The 17,264-nt window shown below is 41.7% G+C and carries 26 protein-coding genes and 1 other annotated feature (1 of these 27 running past the window's edge); of the genes, 6 read left to right on the forward strand and 20 right to left on the reverse strand.

Going from position 1 to position 17,264, the window contains the following annotated elements; genetic code table 11:
- Window positions 1–209, reverse strand: a sequence feature (16S ribosomal RNA rRNA prediction is too short); it reaches 723 nt to the left of the window's first position.
- 565 nt (window positions 210–774) lie between these two features.
- Window positions 775–1,320, forward strand: a complete 546-nt coding sequence (locus PROVRUST_RS17805) for a gamma carbonic anhydrase family protein (RefSeq protein ID WP_006816307.1) — start codon at window positions 775–777, stop codon at window positions 1,318–1,320.
- Here PROVRUST_RS17805 and PROVRUST_RS17810 read toward each other — a convergent pair.
- From PROVRUST_RS17810 to dprA, 5 genes are read right to left on the reverse strand one after another with little or no spacing between them, the layout of a single operon-like run.
- Complete coding sequence (locus PROVRUST_RS17810; protein WP_006816308.1) at window positions 1,296–1,556, reverse strand: DUF1488 family protein; 261 nt, start codon at window positions 1,554–1,556, stop codon at window positions 1,296–1,298. The two genes, PROVRUST_RS17805 and PROVRUST_RS17810, sit on opposite strands and share 25 nt — an antisense overlap.
- Entirely contained in the window at window positions 1,556–2,371 is an 816-nt protein-coding gene (gene aroE, locus PROVRUST_RS17815; protein ID WP_006816309.1) for a shikimate dehydrogenase, read from the reverse strand. The genes PROVRUST_RS17810 and aroE overlap by 1 nt, the downstream gene beginning before the upstream one ends.
- Before the next feature lie 6 nt (window positions 2,372–2,377).
- Window positions 2,378–2,947, reverse strand: a complete 570-nt coding sequence (gene tsaC, locus PROVRUST_RS17820; protein ID WP_039855936.1) for an L-threonylcarbamoyladenylate synthase type 1 TsaC — start codon at window positions 2,945–2,947, stop codon at window positions 2,378–2,380.
- A gap of 13 nt (window positions 2,948–2,960) precedes the next feature.
- A complete protein-coding gene (locus PROVRUST_RS17825) occupies window positions 2,961–3,500 on the reverse strand; it encodes a topoisomerase DNA-binding C4 zinc finger domain-containing protein (RefSeq protein WP_006816311.1) in 540 nt (179 codons plus the stop codon).
- A 33-nt stretch (window positions 3,501–3,533) separates the two neighbouring features.
- Window positions 3,534–4,613 (reverse strand): DNA-processing protein DprA, encoded by a 1,080-nt coding sequence (dprA, locus tag PROVRUST_RS17830; RefSeq protein ID WP_039855938.1) that lies wholly within the window; start codon window positions 4,611–4,613, stop codon window positions 3,534–3,536.
- Between the two features lie 130 nt (window positions 4,614–4,743).
- On the opposite strand from dprA, the gene def reads away from it, so the two are divergent.
- The 5 genes from def to mscL all read left to right on the forward strand — a co-directional run bounded on the left by def (window position 4,744) and on the right by mscL (window position 9,539).
- On the forward strand, window positions 4,744–5,265 hold the full coding sequence (def, locus tag PROVRUST_RS17835) for a peptide deformylase (RefSeq protein WP_006816313.1): 522 nt from the start codon (window positions 4,744–4,746) through the stop codon (window positions 5,263–5,265).
- A 27-nt stretch (window positions 5,266–5,292) separates the two neighbouring features.
- Window positions 5,293–6,240: a methionyl-tRNA formyltransferase gene (fmt, locus tag PROVRUST_RS17840; protein WP_006816314.1), complete on the forward strand. Its 948-nt coding sequence runs from the start codon at window positions 5,293–5,295 to the stop codon at window positions 6,238–6,240.
- Between the two features lie 74 nt (window positions 6,241–6,314).
- A complete protein-coding gene (gene rsmB, locus PROVRUST_RS17845) occupies window positions 6,315–7,601 on the forward strand; it encodes a 16S rRNA (cytosine(967)-C(5))-methyltransferase RsmB (RefSeq protein ID WP_006816315.1) in 1,287 nt (428 codons plus the stop codon).
- 33 nt (window positions 7,602–7,634) lie between these two features.
- The gene (gene trkA, locus PROVRUST_RS17850; RefSeq protein ID WP_006816316.1) at window positions 7,635–9,011 is read left to right on the forward strand and encodes a Trk system potassium transporter TrkA; all 1,377 of its coding nucleotides are present in this window, start codon (window positions 7,635–7,637) and stop codon (window positions 9,009–9,011) included.
- A gap of 114 nt (window positions 9,012–9,125) precedes the next feature.
- Complete coding sequence (gene mscL / locus PROVRUST_RS17855; RefSeq protein WP_006816317.1) at window positions 9,126–9,539, forward strand: large-conductance mechanosensitive channel protein MscL; 414 nt, start codon at window positions 9,126–9,128, stop codon at window positions 9,537–9,539.
- Here mscL and PROVRUST_RS17860 read toward each other — a convergent pair whose 3' ends face one another.
- The 15 genes from PROVRUST_RS17860 to rpsH all read right to left on the reverse strand — a co-directional run bounded on the left by PROVRUST_RS17860 (window position 9,540) and on the right by rpsH (window position 17,261).
- Window positions 9,540–9,740 carry an alternative ribosome-rescue factor A gene (locus PROVRUST_RS17860; RefSeq protein WP_006816318.1) on the reverse strand — a complete coding sequence of 67 codons (201 nt, stop codon included), beginning with the start codon at window positions 9,738–9,740 and terminating at the stop codon, window positions 9,540–9,542.
- A gap of 31 nt (window positions 9,741–9,771) precedes the next feature.
- Complete coding sequence (gene zntR / locus PROVRUST_RS17865) at window positions 9,772–10,188, reverse strand: Zn(2+)-responsive transcriptional regulator (RefSeq protein ID WP_039855953.1); 417 nt, start codon at window positions 10,186–10,188, stop codon at window positions 9,772–9,774.
- A 131-nt stretch (window positions 10,189–10,319) separates the two neighbouring features.
- A complete protein-coding gene (gene rplQ, locus PROVRUST_RS17870; protein WP_004907152.1) occupies window positions 10,320–10,706 on the reverse strand; it encodes a 50S ribosomal protein L17 in 387 nt (128 codons plus the stop codon).
- 37 nt (window positions 10,707–10,743) lie between these two features.
- Complete coding sequence (locus PROVRUST_RS17875; protein ID WP_006816321.1) at window positions 10,744–11,733, reverse strand: DNA-directed RNA polymerase subunit alpha; 990 nt, start codon at window positions 11,731–11,733, stop codon at window positions 10,744–10,746.
- Window positions 11,734–11,758: 25 nt separating this feature from the next.
- Complete coding sequence (gene rpsD, locus PROVRUST_RS17880) at window positions 11,759–12,379, reverse strand: 30S ribosomal protein S4 (RefSeq protein ID WP_006816322.1); 621 nt, start codon at window positions 12,377–12,379, stop codon at window positions 11,759–11,761.
- 37 nt (window positions 12,380–12,416) lie between these two features.
- Window positions 12,417–12,806 carry a 30S ribosomal protein S11 gene (gene rpsK, locus PROVRUST_RS17885; protein ID WP_004388621.1) on the reverse strand — a complete coding sequence of 130 codons (390 nt, stop codon included), beginning with the start codon at window positions 12,804–12,806 and terminating at the stop codon, window positions 12,417–12,419.
- A 16-nt stretch (window positions 12,807–12,822) separates the two neighbouring features.
- A complete protein-coding gene (rpsM, locus tag PROVRUST_RS17890; protein ID WP_004907144.1) occupies window positions 12,823–13,179 on the reverse strand; it encodes a 30S ribosomal protein S13 in 357 nt (118 codons plus the stop codon).
- A gap of 144 nt (window positions 13,180–13,323) precedes the next feature.
- Entirely contained in the window at window positions 13,324–13,440 is a 117-nt protein-coding gene (gene rpmJ, locus PROVRUST_RS17895; protein ID WP_006816323.1) for a 50S ribosomal protein L36, read from the reverse strand.
- Window positions 13,441–13,485: 45 nt separating this feature from the next.
- A complete protein-coding gene (gene secY / locus PROVRUST_RS17900; RefSeq protein ID WP_006816324.1) occupies window positions 13,486–14,811 on the reverse strand; it encodes a preprotein translocase subunit SecY in 1,326 nt (441 codons plus the stop codon).
- A gap of 7 nt (window positions 14,812–14,818) precedes the next feature.
- Complete coding sequence (gene rplO, locus PROVRUST_RS17905; protein ID WP_006816325.1) at window positions 14,819–15,253, reverse strand: 50S ribosomal protein L15; 435 nt, start codon at window positions 15,251–15,253, stop codon at window positions 14,819–14,821.
- Window positions 15,254–15,256: 3 nt separating this feature from the next.
- A complete protein-coding gene (rpmD, locus tag PROVRUST_RS17910; protein WP_004265475.1) occupies window positions 15,257–15,436 on the reverse strand; it encodes a 50S ribosomal protein L30 in 180 nt (59 codons plus the stop codon).
- Between the two features lie 6 nt (window positions 15,437–15,442).
- Window positions 15,443–15,943: a 30S ribosomal protein S5 gene (gene rpsE / locus PROVRUST_RS17915; RefSeq protein WP_006657022.1), complete on the reverse strand. Its 501-nt coding sequence runs from the start codon at window positions 15,941–15,943 to the stop codon at window positions 15,443–15,445.
- Window positions 15,944–15,957: 14 nt separating this feature from the next.
- A complete protein-coding gene (rplR, locus tag PROVRUST_RS17920; RefSeq protein WP_006816326.1) occupies window positions 15,958–16,311 on the reverse strand; it encodes a 50S ribosomal protein L18 in 354 nt (117 codons plus the stop codon).
- Window positions 16,312–16,320: 9 nt separating this feature from the next.
- Window positions 16,321–16,854, reverse strand: coding sequence for a 50S ribosomal protein L6 (rplF, locus tag PROVRUST_RS17925; RefSeq protein WP_006816327.1), 534 nt, complete (start codon window positions 16,852–16,854; stop codon window positions 16,321–16,323).
- 14 nt (window positions 16,855–16,868) lie between these two features.
- A complete protein-coding gene (gene rpsH / locus PROVRUST_RS17930) occupies window positions 16,869–17,261 on the reverse strand; it encodes a 30S ribosomal protein S8 (RefSeq protein ID WP_004907134.1) in 393 nt (130 codons plus the stop codon).
- Window positions 17,262–17,264: the final 3 nt, after the last annotated feature.

A 17,264-nucleotide genomic window follows, 5' to 3' on the forward strand; every position in this document is an offset into this window, starting at 1 on the left:
CGAAGTTCCCCTGCTTTGCTCCTGAGAGATTATGCGGTATTAGCTACCGTTTCCAGTAGTTATCCCCCTCTATCGGGCAGATCCCCATACATTACTCACCCGTCCGCCGCTCGTCAGCGAGAAGCAAGCTTCCCCTGTTACCGCTCGACTTGCATGTGTTAGGCCTGCCGCCAGCGTTCAATCTGAGCCATGATCAAACTCTTCAATTAAAAGTGTCTGATGCTCAAAGAATGTTTACTGTCGTTTGATTTCCTAAGAAACCAAATTACCTATTAGTTCATATATATGAATTAACGTGTTAGTCACTCTTCAAGACTTTAAAATCAAATATTTTTTGATAGTGTCTTGTGAGTGCCCACACAGATTGTCTGATAAATTGTTAAAGAGCGGTGCGACTTAATCTTTCGATTTTCGACGTCTAGGTCGTTGTCGCGAGGTGTTGTATACTACGTTTTTTATTTAGAAAGTCAAGTGATTATTTTCAACTATTTTCTTTCTCACCTCTGTTATCACGCGGGCTTCGAGGTTTTCTTCGAACCGGTTTATCGTGACAACGGATGCGCATTATAGGGAGCTCGAAAAATTACACAACCTTTTTTTTCAAAAAAAATACTGATTGAGGATAATTTCATCATTGTGCTTTTTTTACTATCACTATGATTATAAAAACGTCATCTTTTGTCTTATAATTCTATTTTTGTACTCTGCTCTTACTTCGCTAACTCTTAATTAAGAGCTTACCTTAATATCCATCTACGTTTTGTGGCCACACATATGAACACATTCTTAAGACCTTATTTAGATACCTACCCTACTGTAGCAGCGAATGTCTTTATTGATCCCTCTTCTGTTGTCATTGGTGACGTCCGATTAGCTGAAGATGTTAGCATCTGGCCTTTATCTGTTTTACGCGGCGATGTGAATTACATATCAATTGGAGCTCGGACTAATATCCAAGACGGTTCGATTCTCCATGTAACCCATAAATCGGCAACTAATCCTGAAGGAAATCCATTAATTATTGGAGATAATGTCACTGTTGGGCATAAAGTCATGCTGCATGGGTGCACAATTGGTAATCGTGTTCTCGTGGGAATGGGGTCTATAGTAATTGATGGAGCGATTATTGAGGATGATGTTGTCATTGGTGCAAACAGTTTGGTCACACAAGGAAAACGGCTAAAGTCAGGCTACTTATATATGGGCAGTCCTGCTAAGCCAATTAGAAAACTTACAGAGTCAGAGCTTAATCACCTACGCTATTCAGCCAATAACTATGTTGAATGGAAAAATAATTATTTATCTTCTAATAATTCATAAAAGTTATTGCCATTATCAAGACCTTGTTCAATCAAGGTCTCAAACTCTTCTTCTATATCCCAGCGATAAGTCTGAAATAGCATTAAAGACGTTTCTTTATTGCCATAGCGATTAAATAATAAAGTATCCGATATGATACATTCAGCAAGCATGCCATTAACAAGAACAGGAAATCGTACTTTATTAAGTAAAGGATCCCATTCCTCTCTATCCGGAAATTGAATCGCTTGATTCATTACTTTAGCCCCTGTTTTAATAACTTCAATACAGGCTCAATTTCAGGGGTGACCCCATGCCATAACTTAAAAGAGAAAGCAGCTTGTCCTACCAACATCCCTAAGCCATCAGCTAATCTTTTAACTTTCCGTTGCTTTGCGAATGATAAAAAAGGCGTCAAGCCTCGTTGATAAAACATGTCATAACAAGCAATCTGTTCATGAAATAATTCTGAACTTATTTGAGGAATTTCACCGTTTACCCCTGATGAGGTTGCATTGATAATCAAATCATATTCTGAAGATAAACACTCATCCATGGGTTTAGCCTTTATTTTTCCCGCTGATGAGAACAGATTAACTAACGTTTCTGCTTTAGAGAACGTTCTATTCGTTAACGTAATATCACAACCAAGTTCAAGCAGAGGCAATAAAGCCCCCCGAGTCGCACCACCCGCACCAATAATTAATACCTTACTATTGGATGATATAAACTCTAATCGTTGCAAATCTAACAATAACCCAGCTCCATCAGTGTTATCACCAAGTAAACGATTACCATCGAGCTTCATGATAGTATTTACAGCGCCACAAATTTGAGCTCTATCTGTTAATTCACTGACAAATTTAAAAGCCCTTTCTTTAAATGGCAATGTTATGTTTGCACCTTGTCCGCCCTGTTCAAAAAAATCAGATAAACACGATTCAAAATCCTCGATAGGTGCAAGAATTCGATCGTATTTAAGTTCGATTCCTATTTGTTCCGCAAACATTTGATGTATTACCGGAGACTTACTGTGTTGAATTGGGTTTCCAAAGACTGCAAACATTTTCATTGATAATTATCCTTTGCGATATAATTGCCCAGTCATAGCATCTCTAATTTCTGATGGATTCAGCCTTCCACCGACTTCGCCATCTAAAATGGGGATAGTATCTTGGAACTGTTCAACAACTTCTCCCGTAGTTCTGCACGGCTCTAAACCGCTTAGGTTAGCGCTTGTTGAAACAATCGGTTTTCCATACTGGCTACATAACTCTTTCACTAACTCATGATTAGTGACACGTACCGCTAAAGTATCAAATTTACCCGTTAACCATTTTGGTGTTGTTTTTTTTGCGGGGACCACCCACGTAACCGGACCTGGCCAAGTAGCAAACATGGTTTGTCTCTGTTGATCTGTTAATTGGCTATCATCAACATAATTCTTTAATTGTTCGTAGCTATCAGCGATCAAAATAAGTCCTTTCTCCCATGGACGTTGCTTTAATTCGAGTAATTTATTCACCGCTGTCTCGCTGTCAGGATCACAACCGAGCCCAAAAACAGCTTCAGTTGGATAAGCAATGACTTGTTGTTGCTGGAGTGCATTAATAATATTTTTAATTGCAGGTGTAGATTGATTTTGCATAGTTTTTAACTCTTTATTCTTCTTGTGGCTTACCACAACGTTTGCTGGCACACAACAATCTTACTCCTTGTCCTACCCTTTTTTCCATAAGTAGTGGGTATTCACAAAACTGACATTCCCCAACCACAGGTTTATTATTAATAATAAATTGGCAGTTAGGGTAGTTATCACAAGCATAGAAAGTTTTGCCAAAACGGGATTTTCTTTGTAATAAATTACCTGTTTGGCATTGTGGGCATGGCACCTTAGTTTCGTCAGGTTTATCAATAAGCTCAGTATGCTCACACTCAGGATAATTGCTACAACCTATAAACATGCCAAAGCGCCCCTGCTTTAATACTAAATTATGGTTACATATGGGGCAGCATTGACCTTCTAACACTTTTACAATATGACTTTCTATCACTGGTTTTAGCGGTCGAGTATAATGACATTGGGGGTATTCAGAACAAGCCAGAAATGGCCCATGAGTGCTATTGCGAATAACCAACAAAGAATCACATTCAGGACAATATTCATTTTTTTCAGTTTCAAAAGGCAATTGCTTCGACATATTTTATTTTAACTCACCTTAATTATTCAAAAACTAACTTACCCTGATATATCCACCAGCAGTGGACAAAATATCGCCACTAATTTCCAATTCTGTAAGTATTGAAATTACTCTAGAAATGGGTAACTGCAATTGGCCTGCAATTACATCCACGGGAGTCACTTGATACCCCACCATACCCAAAATTCTATTTTCTGTCAGGTTAAACTCTGAGTTAGGTGTACTTTCTATTGATAATTCTGGCTGAATCCAATTTAGTGAACATTCTAAATGCAATAAAATATCATCCGGCTCAGATAATAAATAAGCACCTTGCTGCACCAACCAATGATTTCCACTAAATGCAGGATTCCCCAGCGGGGCTGGTAGTGTGAACAAATCTCGATTTTGTTCAATAGCGTATCTTGCTGTAATTAATGAACCACTTTTCATTCCAGCCTCAATAACTACAACAGCTTTACTTAATCCACTAATAATACGATTTCGTCTAGGAAACTGCTTCGGTAGTGGAGGTGTATCAGGCAAATACTCAGAGACTAACAAGCCGTTTTCCTTAATTTCATCCGCTAAATTATAATGTTGCTTCGGGTAAACATTTGCTAACCCACTACCTAACACTGCCACTGTTTTACCGCCATGTTCTAATGCTGTTTTATGGCTTGCTCCATCAATGCCAAGTGCCAGCCCACTAGTTATAGTTAAACCATAACTTATAAATTTTTTAACAAAGTTTTTAGTCCACGTTTTGCCATATTCGGTCATTTGGCGGCTACCAACGATAGCAATTTGGCGATCTGATAATAATTCGCTATTACCTATCACAAATAATAACAATGGAGGGTTGTAAGTCTGCTTCAATAAAAAAGGATATTGGGGGGCTGAAACTGTAATCATTTGATTTTCTTTATTTTGCAACCACCGAGTCGTTATTTCTATTCTTTGCTGAGGAACATGAAAAAATTGCAATCTTTGCATTTCGTTTAAGCCACACTCTTTTAAAATTGAATGCGTCACTTTATTCCTTTGTTTTAAATACGAAATTATTTCTATTACTTTCTCTAAAGCAACCTTATTTACCAATGAAAGTCTTATCCATATTTCCTGTTCATTCATGTTGTCATCCTGACTATAAGTTAGCTCATCCCCTACGAACAAATCATCACCAATACTGTCAATATGATGGATAAATGTCTAGAATAGTCATTAATTACCTTTCAAATTTTGGAAACTACTCGAAAAATTTATGTCAGTATTAAACATATTACATTATCCAGACGAGCGTCTTCGCACGATTGCAAAACCAGTCGAAAAAGTTGATGCATCCATTCAACGTATTGTCGATGATATGTTCGAAACAATGTATGACGAAGAAGGTATCGGGCTCGCAGCAACGCAAGTGGATATCCACCAGCGAATTATTGTCATCGATGTCTCAGAATCTCGGAGTGAGCGACTTGTTCTTATCAATCCAGAACTTATTGATAAAAAAGGTGAAACTGGCATTGAAGAGGGCTGCCTATCCATCCCTGAACAACAAGGATTTGTCGCAAGAGCAGAGCAAGTGAAGGTTCGAGCCCTTAACTATAATGGTGAATTATTTGAGCTTGAAGCTGATGGTTTATTAGCCATCTGTATTCAACATGAAATGGACCATTTAGTTGGCAAACTATTTGTTGATTACTTATCTCCTTTGAAACGTCAGCGCATTCGCCAGAAAGTAGAAAAATTAGATAGACAAAGATCTAAAGAGGCTAAAAATCGCTAATTTTATGAATATAAACGGGGAAATAACGTGTCAGAATCATTAAAAATTATCTTTGCAGGTACACCAGATTTTGCAGCAAAACATTTAGCTGCCTTACTTGAAACCAAACATCAAATTGTTGGTGTACTCACTCGACATGATAAACCAGCGGGAAGAGGTAAAAAACTGACGCCAAGCCCAGTGAAAATTCTTGCTGAAGAGCACCATATACCCATATTTCAGCCTGTCACTCTAAAAGATCCCAATAATCAGCAGTGGATCAAAGAACAAAATGCAGACCTCATGATTGTCGTCGCTTATGGTTTAATCCTGCCTCAAGCAGTTTTAGATATCCCTCGCCTTGGCTGTCTAAATGTTCATGGATCTTTATTACCGCGTTGGCGTGGTGCGGCACCAATTCAACGTTCAATTTGGGCTGGAGATCATGAAACAGGTATTACTATCATGCAAATGGATGCAGGTCTTGATACTGGGGATATGCTATATAAAGCTACTTGCCCTATCACTCCTGAAGATACAAGTGCCACATTATACGAAAAACTAGCAATTACGGGACCTCAAGCTCTTATACATACAGTTAACCTGTTATCTATTGGAAAATGCACTCCAGAAAAACAAGACGATACATTGGCTAACTATGCGGAAAAGCTGTCAAAAGAAGAAGCCCGTATTGATTGGCAACAATCGGCAAAACAAATTGAACGCTGTATTCGCGCTTTCAATCCTTGGCCTATGAGTTATTTCATGATCCAAGAACAACTGATTAAAGTCTGGCAAGCCGAAGTTATTGATCAGGTGCATAACCATCTTCCTGGAACCATTATCAGTGCAGATAAAAAAGGTATCTGTGTAGCAACAGGAATGGGAATATTAAATATCACCCAATTGCAGCCTCCTGGTAAAAAAGCAATGAGCGCACAGGATATCCTCAATTCTCGCCATGAATGGTTCATTCCAGAACAGATACTAGACTAAAATCTTAATAAAATTGCCTACCAACATAAAGTCAGGCAATTTTATTTCAGTAACTAATAGACTCTCCTTCACTTATGAAAAATAAATATAATTTACGTAGTATAGCAGCAACGGCCATTGGTCAGGTTCTCGATAAGGGACAATCATTAAGTACTGTTTTGCCTGAATTACAACGTAATATCAATGAGAAAGACAAAGCATTGCTACAAGAAATGTGCTTTGGAGTTCTACGATATTTACCAAAACTCGAATGGTTTATCAGCCAATTAATGGAAAAACCGCTTACAGGTAAACAAAGAATATTACATTACCTAATCATGGTGGGCATTTATCAACTACTATACACACGTATCCCTGCTCATGCTGCTTTAGCAGAAACCGTTGACGGTGCTGTTGCTCTGAAACGCCCACAATTGAAAGGGCTGATAAATGGTGTTTTACGTTCTTTCTTACGCCAACAAGTACAATTAGAAGAGCGTAATCATAATAATAATAGCCAATACTTACATCCAAGCTGGTTATTAAAACGCTTACAAATTGCTTACCCCGATCAATGGCAAGATATTGTGGATGCGAATAACCAGCGCCCACCAATGTGGCTAAGAGTAAACCCTCAACATAATACAACTGATCAATACTTAACCTTACTAGAACAAGCTGGGATTACTGCCCATTTACACCCAACTCATCCAAATGCTGTTCGCCTGGAAGATGCTACTTCGGTAAATAGGCTTCCAGGCTTTGATGAAGGTTGGTCGACTGTTCAAGATGTGTCAGCACAGGGTTGTGCAGAATTACTGTCTCCCGTAGATGGCGATAGTATTCTAGATTTATGTGCTGCACCTGGAGGGAAAACAACACATATATTGGAATTAGCTCCTAAAGCTCACGTTCTTGCTGTTGATATTGATGACTCTCGGCTCAAGCGCGTGAAAGAAAATTTACAACGCCTCAAGCAACAAGCGATAGTTATACAAGGGGATGGAACTAAGCCCGAAGAGTGGGCTCATGGTCAACAATTTGATCGAATCCTATTGGATGCACCATGCTCAGCGACGGGAGTAATTCGACGTCATCCCGATATTAAATGGCTAAGACGTGATTCCGATATCAATGAATTATCGCAGTTACAATTTCAAATATTAGAAGCTATATGGCCTTATTTGAAACCAGGTGGAACCCTAGTTTATGCCACATGCTCTATAATACCAGAAGAAAACAGTCTACAAATCCAACGTTTTCTTACTAAACATGTAGATGCGAGCATAACTGATGGCACCGAGTTTGGCTTGCAAATATTACCGAGTACCACTGGTGGTGATGGATTCTTCTACGCCCGATTACTCAAACAGGCACAATAGCATTTAATTGATTATCTGAGATAGGAAGATGCAATGAAGATCATTATTCTAGGTGCTGGGCAAGTGGGTGGCACCCTAGCTGAAAATTTAGTTGATGAGAACAATGATATTACCGTTGTTGACACTAATGCAGATCGCTTACGTCAACTCCAAGATCAATTTGATCTAAGAGTTGTCAATGGCCATGGCTCTCACCCTCGCGTATTACGAGACGCAGGAGCTGAAGATGCCGATATGTTAGTTGCAGTGACTAACTCAGATGAAACAAATATGGTTGCATGTCAAATTGCATATAGCCTATTTAATACCCCAAACAAAATTGCCCGAATTCGAGCCACGGAGTACATCCGTGAAGCAGATAAGCTTTTTGCTGCAGAGCAAATCCCTATTGATTATTTAATATCTCCAGAACAACTAGTTATCGAATATATCTATAAGCTTATTCAGTACCCAGGTGCTCTACAAGTTGTAAATTTTGCAGAGGGAAAAGTCAGCATTGTCGCAGTAAAAGCTTATTACGGCGGTTCATTAGTTGGAAATGCTCTTTCAAGTTTACGTGAGCACATGCCTCATATTGATACGCGAGTCGTCGCAATATTCCGTCAAGACCGGCCAATCAGACCTCAAGGTTCAACGATTATTGAAGCTGGAGATGAGGTATTTTTTGTCGCCTCAACTCAGCATATCCGCGCTGTTATGAGTGAACTTCAAAGATTAGAAAAACCTTATAAACGATTGATGATTGTCGGTGGAGGTAACGTTGGTGCCGGCTTAGCGAGGCGATTAGAAAAAGACTATAGCGTTAAGCTCATTGAGCGAAATCAGCAAAGAGCAACTGAACTAGCAGAATTACTTCACGATACTATCGTTTTCTATGGTGATGCCTCAGACCAGGAATTATTAACTGAGGAACATATTGAGCAAATGGACGTTTTTATTGCTCTTACTAATGATGATGAAGCAAATATTATGTCTGCGATGTTAGCTAAAAAAATGGGTGCAAAAAAAGCCATGGTTCTAATTCAACGTTCAGCTTACGTTGAATTAGTTCAAGGTGGCGTTATCGATATTGCAGTATCACCTCAGCAAGCAACAATATCTGCATTACTTGGTCATGTCAGAAAAGCCGATATTGTTAGTGTTTCTTCATTACGTCGAGGTGTTGCAGAAGCAATCGAGGCGATTGCTCATGGAGATGAAAATACATCTAAAGTCGTTGGTAAAAAAATTTCTGATATTAAGCTTCCTCCTGGCACAATTATTGGTGCAATTGTACGCGAAGAAGAAGTCATCATTGCCAGCGATTACAATATTATTGAGCAAGGTGATCACGTGATTATGTTCATCACTGATAAAAAGTATGTACCTGATGTTGAGAAATTATTCCAACCTAGCCCATTCTTTTTATAATCATCTAAAATTAATAGTAAAAATTTGCAGGTTAAGATTTCTAGATACTATAATTTGTTATGTAAATATACAGGTCATAAATATTTGGTCAATTATTAAGGGAAGGGGTCATACATGAGTTTTTTAAAAGAGTTCCGCGAGTTTGCCATGAAAGGCAATGTGGTAGATATGGCTGTTGGTATAATCATCGGTGCTGCATTTGGTAAAATTGTTTCATCATTAGTTGCTGATGTGATTATGCCACCACTCGGATTGCTCATTGGAGGGGTTGATTTTAAACAGTTCAGTATTGTGCTTAGAGAAGCACAAGATGGTATCCCTGCAGTTGTCATGAATTATGGTATGTTTATTCAAACTATTTTTGATTTCGTGATTGTAGCTTTTGCTATTTTTATGGCGATAAAAGTTATGAATAAGGTACGTCGTGAAAAAGAAGAGACTACTCCATCGGAGCCTGCAGCACCGTCAACAGAAGAAGTTTTATTGACTCAAATTCGTGATCTATTAAAAGAACAGAATAAAAAATAACTAAAAAACCAGTGGTAATACGTTTATTAACCCATTACCACTGGCCTCCCAGTTACTGGTTTTACAATTTTTCCCTTTTCTAATGTAGCTTCCCTTACCTTTTTTGTTTTTCTCAATACGCTGACGAAACAATGGGTCATGTAATAATGCTTCAAGTGCATTATCTTTAATTTCACCGCGCTTATGCTGATATTTACTCATATAATATTACCTTCATAATAATTACATTTAGCTAATAAATTTTTGATGCACCTTTCTCTAAAATTTCCATAATTGAACAATATGTTGATGCATGCTCATCACCACAACATGCTGAGCTCAACATTTTTAATGAGTCTCGCATTATGATCAATTCTTGAATCTTCTTTTCAACCTCAAGAAGTCTAATATCCACAATATTCTTTGATTCCTGACAGGTATGATGCTCAGGATCAACTCGAATTGATAATAATTCGGTAATAGCTTCTAAAGTAAAACCAAGCTGCTTAGCATAACGAATAAAACGTAGCCGCTGTAAATCATGCTCGGTAAACAATCGATATCCACCTTCAGTTCTTACTTTATGCCCCATCAGTCCCTGTTTTTCATAAAAACGAATGGTATCTGGGGTCACATCTGCAAGTTTAGCTATTTGACCTATCTTATACATGCTCATAAAGCTCTACCTATAAATATGGATCGAAATAGGAAATTCAAGGAAAAGAGTCAAACAGAAAGGATAGAATAGCAGGTACAAAAAAACCGGGCAATACGCCCGGTTTTCTTGAAAGCAATTACAGATTACTCTGCAGCCGCTTCTTGAGACTCAACAGCACGGTCAACAAGCTCGATGTAAGCCATCGGAGCGTTGTCGCCTGTACGGTAACCACACTTAAGAATACGAGTGTAACCACCTGCACGAGCTGCGAAACGAGGTCCCAGTTCATTAAATAGTTTTGCAACGATCTCGTTATCACGAGTACGTGCGAATGCCAGACGACGATTAGCTACGCTGTCGGTCTTGGCAAGAGTAATCAGCGGCTCAACGACGCGACGCAGTTCTTTCGCTTTAGGCAGAGTCGTCTTGATGATTTCATGACGAACTAAAGAACCTGCCATGTTACGGAACATAGCTTGGCGGTGGCTGCTGTTGCGGTTCAATTGACGACCACTCTTACGATGGCGCATGACCTTATCCTTCTCAGTAAAACCTTAACCTGTGATCCTAATCATCAGCAATACTTGCTGGTGGCCAATTTTCTAAGCGCATACCTAGAGAAAGGCCACGAGATGCCAAGACGTCCTTAATTTCAGTAAGAGACTTCTTACCGAGGTTAGGCGTTTTCAGCAACTCAACTTCTGTACGCTGTACCAGATCACCGATGTAGTGGATAGCTTCTGCTTTGAGGCAGTTAGCAGAGCGGACAGTCAATTCCAGATCGTCAACTGGGCGCAGTAAGATAGGATCGAATTCTGGTTTCTCTTCTTTAACTTCTGGCTGACGTACATCACGTAAGTCAACAAAAGCTTCAAGTTGTTCAGCCAGGATGGTAGCTGCACGGCGAATTGCCTCTTCAGGATCAATTGTACCGTTAGTTTCCATTTCAATTACTAACTTATCCAAATCCGTACGTTGCTCAACACGAGCTGCTTCAACATTGTAGGCAATACGCTCTACAGGGCTATAGCAAGCATCGACTAACAAACGACCGATTGGGCGCTCATCTTCTTCCGAATGAACTCGGGCAGAAGCCGGCACATAACCACGACCACGCTGAACTTTAATACGCATATTTACAGATGCGTTTTCGTCAGTGAGGTGGCAGATAACATGCTGTGGCTTGACGATTTCGACATCACCATCATGGATGATGTCGGCTGCAGTCACAGGGCCAATGCCAGATTTATTCAAGGTTAAAATAACTTCATCTTTCCCCTGAACTTTTACCGCCAGCCCTTTCAGGTTGAGGAGAATCTCCAGGATATCTTCCTGTACACCTTCTTTGGTGCTGTACTCATGCAGTACACCATCAATCTCAACCTCTGTCACCGCACAACCCGGCATAGACGAAAGCAGAATACGGCGCAGTGCGTTACCTAGAGTGTGGCCGAAGCCGCGCTCTAAAGGCTCAAGGGTCACCTTAGCGTGCGTCGAACTGACTTGCTCGATATCTACCAGGCGCGGTTTTAGAAACTCTGTCACAGAACCCTGCATTGTGTCCTCTCTTTGGTGCTAAGCTTTACTTGGAGTAAAGCTCGACGATCAGGTGTTCGTTAATGTCCGCAGACAAGTCAGTACGTTCAGGCATACGCTTGAACACACCTTCCATTTTAGCAGCATCAACTTCCAGCCAAGTTGGCTTCTCACGCTGTTCAGCCAGCTCTAAAGCAGCCTTGATACGAGACTGTTTTTTAGCTTTCTCACGAACGCTGATAACGTCATTCGGGGAAACCTGATAAGAAGCGATATTGACTACGCGACCATTTACCATGATAGCTTTATGGCTAACCATTTGACGTGCTTCTGCGCGAGTTGCGCCAAAGCCCATACGGTAAACGACGTTATCAAGACGACCTTCCAGCAGAGTCAGCAGGTTTTCACCTGTGTTTCCTTTCAGGCGTGTTGCTTCTTTATAATAGTTACGGAATTGACGTTCCAGAACACCGTAAATACGACGAACTTTTTGTTTTTCACGTAACTGAACACCATAGTCAGACAGACGCGGTTTACGCGCTCCGTGCTGGCCAGGTGCCTGTTCTAATTTACACTTGGTGTCAATCGCGCGAACACCAGACTTCAGGAAGAGGTCTGTTCCTTCGCGACGGCTCAGCTTGAGCTTAGGACCCAAATATCTAGCCATTTTCTTTCTCCAACAGTCCTAAAAAAAACGATACGTATTAAACGCGACGTTTTTTCGGTGGGCGACAACCGTTATGAGGGATAGGAGTCACATCAGTAATATTAGTGATGCGAAAACCAGCGGCGTTCAGAGCACGAATTGTTGATTCGCGACCCGGACCCGGTCCCTTAACCATAACTTCCAGGTTTTTGATTCCGTATTCTTTCACAGCTTCTGCGCAACGCTCTGCTGCAACCTGAGCTGCGAACGGAGTAGATTTGCGAGAACCACGGAAACCGGAACCACCGGCAGTTGCCCAACCTAATGCGTTACCCTGACGGTCAGTAATGGTAACGATTGTGTTGTTGAAAGAAGCATGGATATGAGCCACACCGTCTGAGACTTGTTTTCTTACACGCTTACGTGCACGAACTGGTGCTTTTGCCATTATTCAATACCCCGACTTATTTCTTGATCGGCTTACGCGGACCCTTGCGGGTACGAGCGTTAGTCTTAGTACGCTGTCCGCGCACAGGAAGACCACGACGATGACGTAAACCACGGTAACATCCAAGGTCCATCAGACGCTTGATGCTCAGGGTAATTTCACGACGTAAGTCACCTTCTACAACGTATTTAGCAACTTCGTCACGCAGCTTGTCGATTTGTTCTTCAGACAGCTCACTGATCTTAACATTTTCAGCAATACCAGTTGCTTCACAGATAGCCTGTGAACGAGTTTTGCCGATGCCGAAAATCGATGTTAAAGCGATTACGGTATGTTTATGATCAGGAATGTTAATGCCTGCTATACGGGCCACTATGCACTCCTAAGTTAAAATATACATTACTATGCTGAAAAGCCCGTTTTCAGGATACTCAAATAATAATGTATCTTAGATAAAAAGATTGGCTGGCTAATTTAGCCAGCTCAACCCAACTTTGCAAGAAAAAAATGCTTTTTCTTAGCCTTGACGTTGTTTATGTCTTGGCTCAACACTGCAAATCACACGAACGCTACCATGGCGACGAATAATTTTGCAGTTACGGCATAATTTCTTGACGGAAGCACGAACTTTCATTTTTACTCTCCGTAACTTCTAAGCAAATCATAATCACGAAAATGACTATTTACCTTTTAGATTTGCTTTTTTCAATGCAGACTCATACTGACTTGACATCATTAGAGTTTGCACTTGAGCCATAAAGTCCATGATAACGACAACCACGATTAAGAGGGAAGTACCACCAAAGTAAAAAGGTACTTTCATTGCGTCACGCATGAACTCCGGGATTAGGCAGATAAAGGTAATATAAAGAGCACCAACCAATGTCAGTCGGGTCATTACCTTATCGATGTACTTGGCCGTTTGCTCTCCCGGACGAATTCCTGGTACAAATGCACCGGACTTCTTCAGGTTATCCGCTGTTTCTCTTGGGTTGAAAACCAACGCAGTATAGAAGAAACAGAAGAAGATGATCGCAGATGCATAAAGCAATACATATAACGGTTGTCCAGGCTGCAGATACATAGATACTGTAGTCAGCCAGTCCCAGCCAGTTCCATCGCCAAACCAAGATGCTATTGTACCCGGGAATAGTATGATACTGGAAGCGAAAATTGCAGGAATTACACCCGCCATATTCACTTTCAACGGTAAATGTGTACTTTGTGCTGCGTAAACACGGCGACCTTGCTGACGTTTGGCATAGTTTACAACAATACGACGTTGACCACGTTCCATAAATACAACAAAGAAAGTAACCGCGAATACTAATACCGCAACCAACAGCAACAGGAGGAAGTGCAGATCGCCTTGCCGAGCTTGCTCGATGGTATGGCCAATAGCCGGCGGTAGACCCGCAACAATACCAGCGAAGATAATTATTGAAATACCGTTTCCGATACCTCTTTCAGTTATCTGCTCACCTAACCACATAAGGAACATAGTTCCTGTGACTAAGCTAACAACTGCCGTGAAGTAGAATGGGAGACCTGGATCAATAACTAATCCTTGCATCCCTGGCATATTCGGTAGACCCATTGCAATACCAATAGATTGAAATATTGCTAATACCAGAGTACCCCAGCGAGTATATTGGCTTATCTTCCGACGACCTGCTTCTCCTTCCTTCTTGATCTCTGCTAATCGTGGATTAACCACAGATAATAACTGGACAATAATCGATGCCGAAATATACGGCATGATACCCAGAGCAAAGATAGAAGCACGGCTGAGAGCACCACCAGAGAACATGTTAAACATTTCAATGATGGTACCTTGTTGCTGTTCGAGCAATTTGGCAAGCACAGTGGCATCAATACCAGGGATTGGAATAAAAGAACCAATTCGGAAAACAATTAGCGCCCCTATTACAAACAAAAGTCTGCGTTTCAGTTCGCCAGCTCCACCTTTGGCACTTTGGAAATCTAATCCTGGTTGTTTAGCCATCTGTCACTTATTCCTCAATTTTACCGCCGGCAGCTTCGATTGCAGCGCGAGCACCTTTAGTAACACGAAGACCACGTACAGTAACTGCACGATTTACTTCGCCAGAAAGAATAACTTTTGCGTATTCAATCTGGATGTCAATAACGTTCGCGGCTTTCAGTGCGTTCAGATCAATAACATCGCCTTCAACAGCAGCAAAATCAGAGAGACGAATCTCTGCAGTGATCATTGCTTTACGTGAAGTAAAACCGAATTTCGGTAAACGACGGTATAAAGGCATCTGGCCACCTTCAAAACCACGACGTACGCCACCGCCAGAACGAGATTTCTGACCCTTGTGACCACGGCCGCCGGTTTTACCGAGACCAGAACCGATACCACGACCTACGCGTTTAGGCGCGTGCTTGGCACCTTCAGCCGGAGACAGAGTATTTAAACGCATCTCTTACTCCTCAACTTTAACCATGTAGGAAACCAAGTTGACCATACCACGAACTGCAGGAGTATCCTCGCGCTCTACTGTATGACCAATGCGACGCAGACCTAAACCGACCAGTGTTGCCTTATGCTTAGGCAGACGACCGATTGAACTGCGAACTTGTGTAATTTTAATAGTCTTAGCCATGGCTGATTACCCCAGAATTTCTTCGACGGATTTTCCACGCTTAGCTGCGACCATTTCTGGAGACTTCATGCTGTCTAAAGCATCCAGTGTTGCACGAACCACGTTGATTGGGTTTGTGGAACCATAGGTTTTAGCCAGTACGTTTCGAACTCCAGCTACCTCTAAAACAGCACGCATTGCACCACCTGCAATGATACCTGTACCTTCGTGAGCAGGCTGCATAAACACACGAGAACCTGTGTGAGTACCTTTCACTGGGTGGAATAATGTGCCGTTGTTTAGAGCAACGGTTTTCATACTGCGACGGGCTTTTTCCATCGCTTTCTGGATTGCTGCCGGAACTTCGCGCGCTTTGCCGTAACCAAAACCAACGCGACCGTTACCATCACCAACTACAGTCAGTGCGGTAAAGCTGAAAATACGGCCACCTTTAACGGTTTTAGCTACGCGGTTTACCGCGATCAGCTTTTCCTGCAGTTCGCCAGCTTGTTTTTCGATGTGAGACATCTTACACCTCTACCTTAGAACTGAAGGCCAGCTTCACGGGCAGCATCTGCCAGTGCCTGGACTCTACCATGATATTGGAAACCAGAACGGTCAAAAGCAACAACAGTGATGCCTTTTTCCAGTGCACGCTCAGCAATTAATTTACCAACTGCTGCTGCTGCATCTTTGTTTCCAGTGAATTTCACTTGCTCATTGATAGCTTTTTCTGTTGTAGAAGCGGCAACCAATGTTTCAGAACCGTTAGGTGCAATAACCTGCGCATAAATATGGCGTGGAGTACGATGTACCACCAGGCGAGTCGCACCCAACTCTTGGATCTTGCGGCGTGCGCGGGTCGCACGACGGATACGAGCTGCTTTCTTATCCATAGTGTTACCTTACTTCTTCTTAGCCTCTTTAGTACGCACGATTTCATCGGCGTAACGAACACCCTTGCCTTTATAAGGCTCAGGACGACGGTAAGCACGCAATTCTGCCGCGACTTGACCAATCACTTGCTTATCCGCACCTTTCAGTACGATTTCAGTTTGTGTTGGACATTCAGCAGTAATGCCTGCTGGCAGTGCGTGTTCAACCGGATGCGAGAAACCTAAAGACAAGCTTACTGCATTGCCTTTGATTGCTGCACGGTAACCAACACCGACCAGTTGAAGCTTTTTAGTGAAGCCTTCGGTAACACCGATAACCATAGCATTCAGCAGTGAGCGAGAAGTACCCGCTTGTGCCCATGCATCTGCAAAACCTTCGCGTGGACCGAAAGTTAAGTGGCCATCTTCATGTTTAACTTCAACTGCATTATGGATAGTACGAGTAAGCTCGCCGTTTTTACCCTTGATCGAAATAACCTGACCGTTGAGTTTTACCTCTACGCCGGCAGGAATGACGACGGGTGCTTTTGCCACACGAGACATTCTTTCCTCCCGAATTAAGCTACGTAGCAGAGAATCTCGCCACCAAGACCAGCTTGGCGAGCTGCACGATCAGTCATGACACCTTTAGAGGTAGAAACAACAGCGATACCTAAGCCAGCCATAACTTGTGGCAGCTCATCTTTTTTCTTATAGATGCGCAGACTTGGGCGGCTTACACGCTGGATGCTTTCTACGACAGCCTTACCTTGGAAATAACGTAAAGTCAGTTCCAGTTCTGGCTTGATGTCGCCTTCAATTTTAAAATCTTCAATATAGCCTTCTTCCTTCAGCACTTTGGCAATCGCCACTTTCAGCTTGGAGGAAGGCATGGTGACCGCAACTTTATTCGCGGCCTGACCGTTACGGATACGGGTCAGCATATCCGCGATGGGATCTTGCATGCTCATCTG

It is taken from the genome of Providencia rustigianii DSM 4541 (assembly GCF_000156395.1).
Taxonomy (GTDB): domain Bacteria; phylum Pseudomonadota; class Gammaproteobacteria; order Enterobacterales; family Enterobacteriaceae; genus Providencia; species Providencia rustigianii.

Excerpts from the sequence above, each read along its gene's own strand:
- PROVRUST_RS17805 (WP_006816307.1), top strand. The coding sequence starts at position 775 with ATGAACACATTCTTAAGACCTTATTTAGATACCTACCCTACTGTAGCA.
- PROVRUST_RS17810 (WP_006816308.1), bottom strand. The coding sequence starts at position 1,556 with ATGAATCAAGCGATTCAATTTCCGGATAGAGAGGAATGGGATCCTTTA.
- aroE (WP_006816309.1), bottom strand. The coding sequence starts at position 2,371 with ATGAAAATGTTTGCAGTCTTTGGAAACCCAATTCAACACAGTAAGTCT.
- tsaC (WP_039855936.1), bottom strand. The coding sequence starts at position 2,947 with ATGCAAAATCAATCTACACCTGCAATTAAAAATATTATTAATGCACTC.
- PROVRUST_RS17825 (WP_006816311.1), bottom strand. The coding sequence starts at position 3,500 with ATGTCGAAGCAATTGCCTTTTGAAACTGAAAAAAATGAATATTGTCCT.
- dprA (WP_039855938.1), bottom strand. The coding sequence starts at position 4,613 with ATGAATGAACAGGAAATATGGATAAGACTTTCATTGGTAAATAAGGTT.
- def (WP_006816313.1), top strand. The coding sequence starts at position 4,744 with ATGTCAGTATTAAACATATTACATTATCCAGACGAGCGTCTTCGCACG.
- rsmB (WP_006816315.1), top strand. The coding sequence starts at position 6,315 with ATGAAAAATAAATATAATTTACGTAGTATAGCAGCAACGGCCATTGGT.
- trkA (WP_006816316.1), top strand. The coding sequence starts at position 7,635 with ATGAAGATCATTATTCTAGGTGCTGGGCAAGTGGGTGGCACCCTAGCT.
- mscL (WP_006816317.1), top strand. The coding sequence starts at position 9,126 with ATGAGTTTTTTAAAAGAGTTCCGCGAGTTTGCCATGAAAGGCAATGTG.
- PROVRUST_RS17860 (WP_006816318.1), bottom strand. The coding sequence starts at position 9,740 with ATGAGTAAATATCAGCATAAGCGCGGTGAAATTAAAGATAATGCACTT.
- zntR (WP_039855953.1), bottom strand. The coding sequence starts at position 10,188 with ATGTATAAGATAGGTCAAATAGCTAAACTTGCAGATGTGACCCCAGAT.
- rplQ (WP_004907152.1), bottom strand. The coding sequence starts at position 10,706 with ATGCGCCATCGTAAGAGTGGTCGTCAATTGAACCGCAACAGCAGCCAC.
- PROVRUST_RS17875 (WP_006816321.1), bottom strand. The coding sequence starts at position 11,733 with ATGCAGGGTTCTGTGACAGAGTTTCTAAAACCGCGCCTGGTAGATATC.
- rpsD (WP_006816322.1), bottom strand. The coding sequence starts at position 12,379 with ATGGCTAGATATTTGGGTCCTAAGCTCAAGCTGAGCCGTCGCGAAGGA.
- rpsK (WP_004388621.1), bottom strand. The coding sequence starts at position 12,806 with ATGGCAAAAGCACCAGTTCGTGCACGTAAGCGTGTAAGAAAACAAGTC.
- rpmJ (WP_006816323.1), bottom strand. The coding sequence starts at position 13,440 with ATGAAAGTTCGTGCTTCCGTCAAGAAATTATGCCGTAACTGCAAAATT.
- secY (WP_006816324.1), bottom strand. The coding sequence starts at position 14,811 with ATGGCTAAACAACCAGGATTAGATTTCCAAAGTGCCAAAGGTGGAGCT.
- rplO (WP_006816325.1), bottom strand. The coding sequence starts at position 15,253 with ATGCGTTTAAATACTCTGTCTCCGGCTGAAGGTGCCAAGCACGCGCCT.
- rpmD (WP_004265475.1), bottom strand. The coding sequence starts at position 15,436 with ATGGCTAAGACTATTAAAATTACACAAGTTCGCAGTTCAATCGGTCGT.
- rpsE (WP_006657022.1), bottom strand. The coding sequence starts at position 15,943 with ATGTCTCACATCGAAAAACAAGCTGGCGAACTGCAGGAAAAGCTGATC.
- rplR (WP_006816326.1), bottom strand. The coding sequence starts at position 16,311 with ATGGATAAGAAAGCAGCTCGTATCCGTCGTGCGACCCGCGCACGCCGC.
- rplF (WP_006816327.1), bottom strand. The coding sequence starts at position 16,854 with ATGTCTCGTGTGGCAAAAGCACCCGTCGTCATTCCTGCCGGCGTAGAG.
- rpsH (WP_004907134.1), bottom strand. The coding sequence starts at position 17,261 with ATGAGCATGCAAGATCCCATCGCGGATATGCTGACCCGTATCCGTAAC.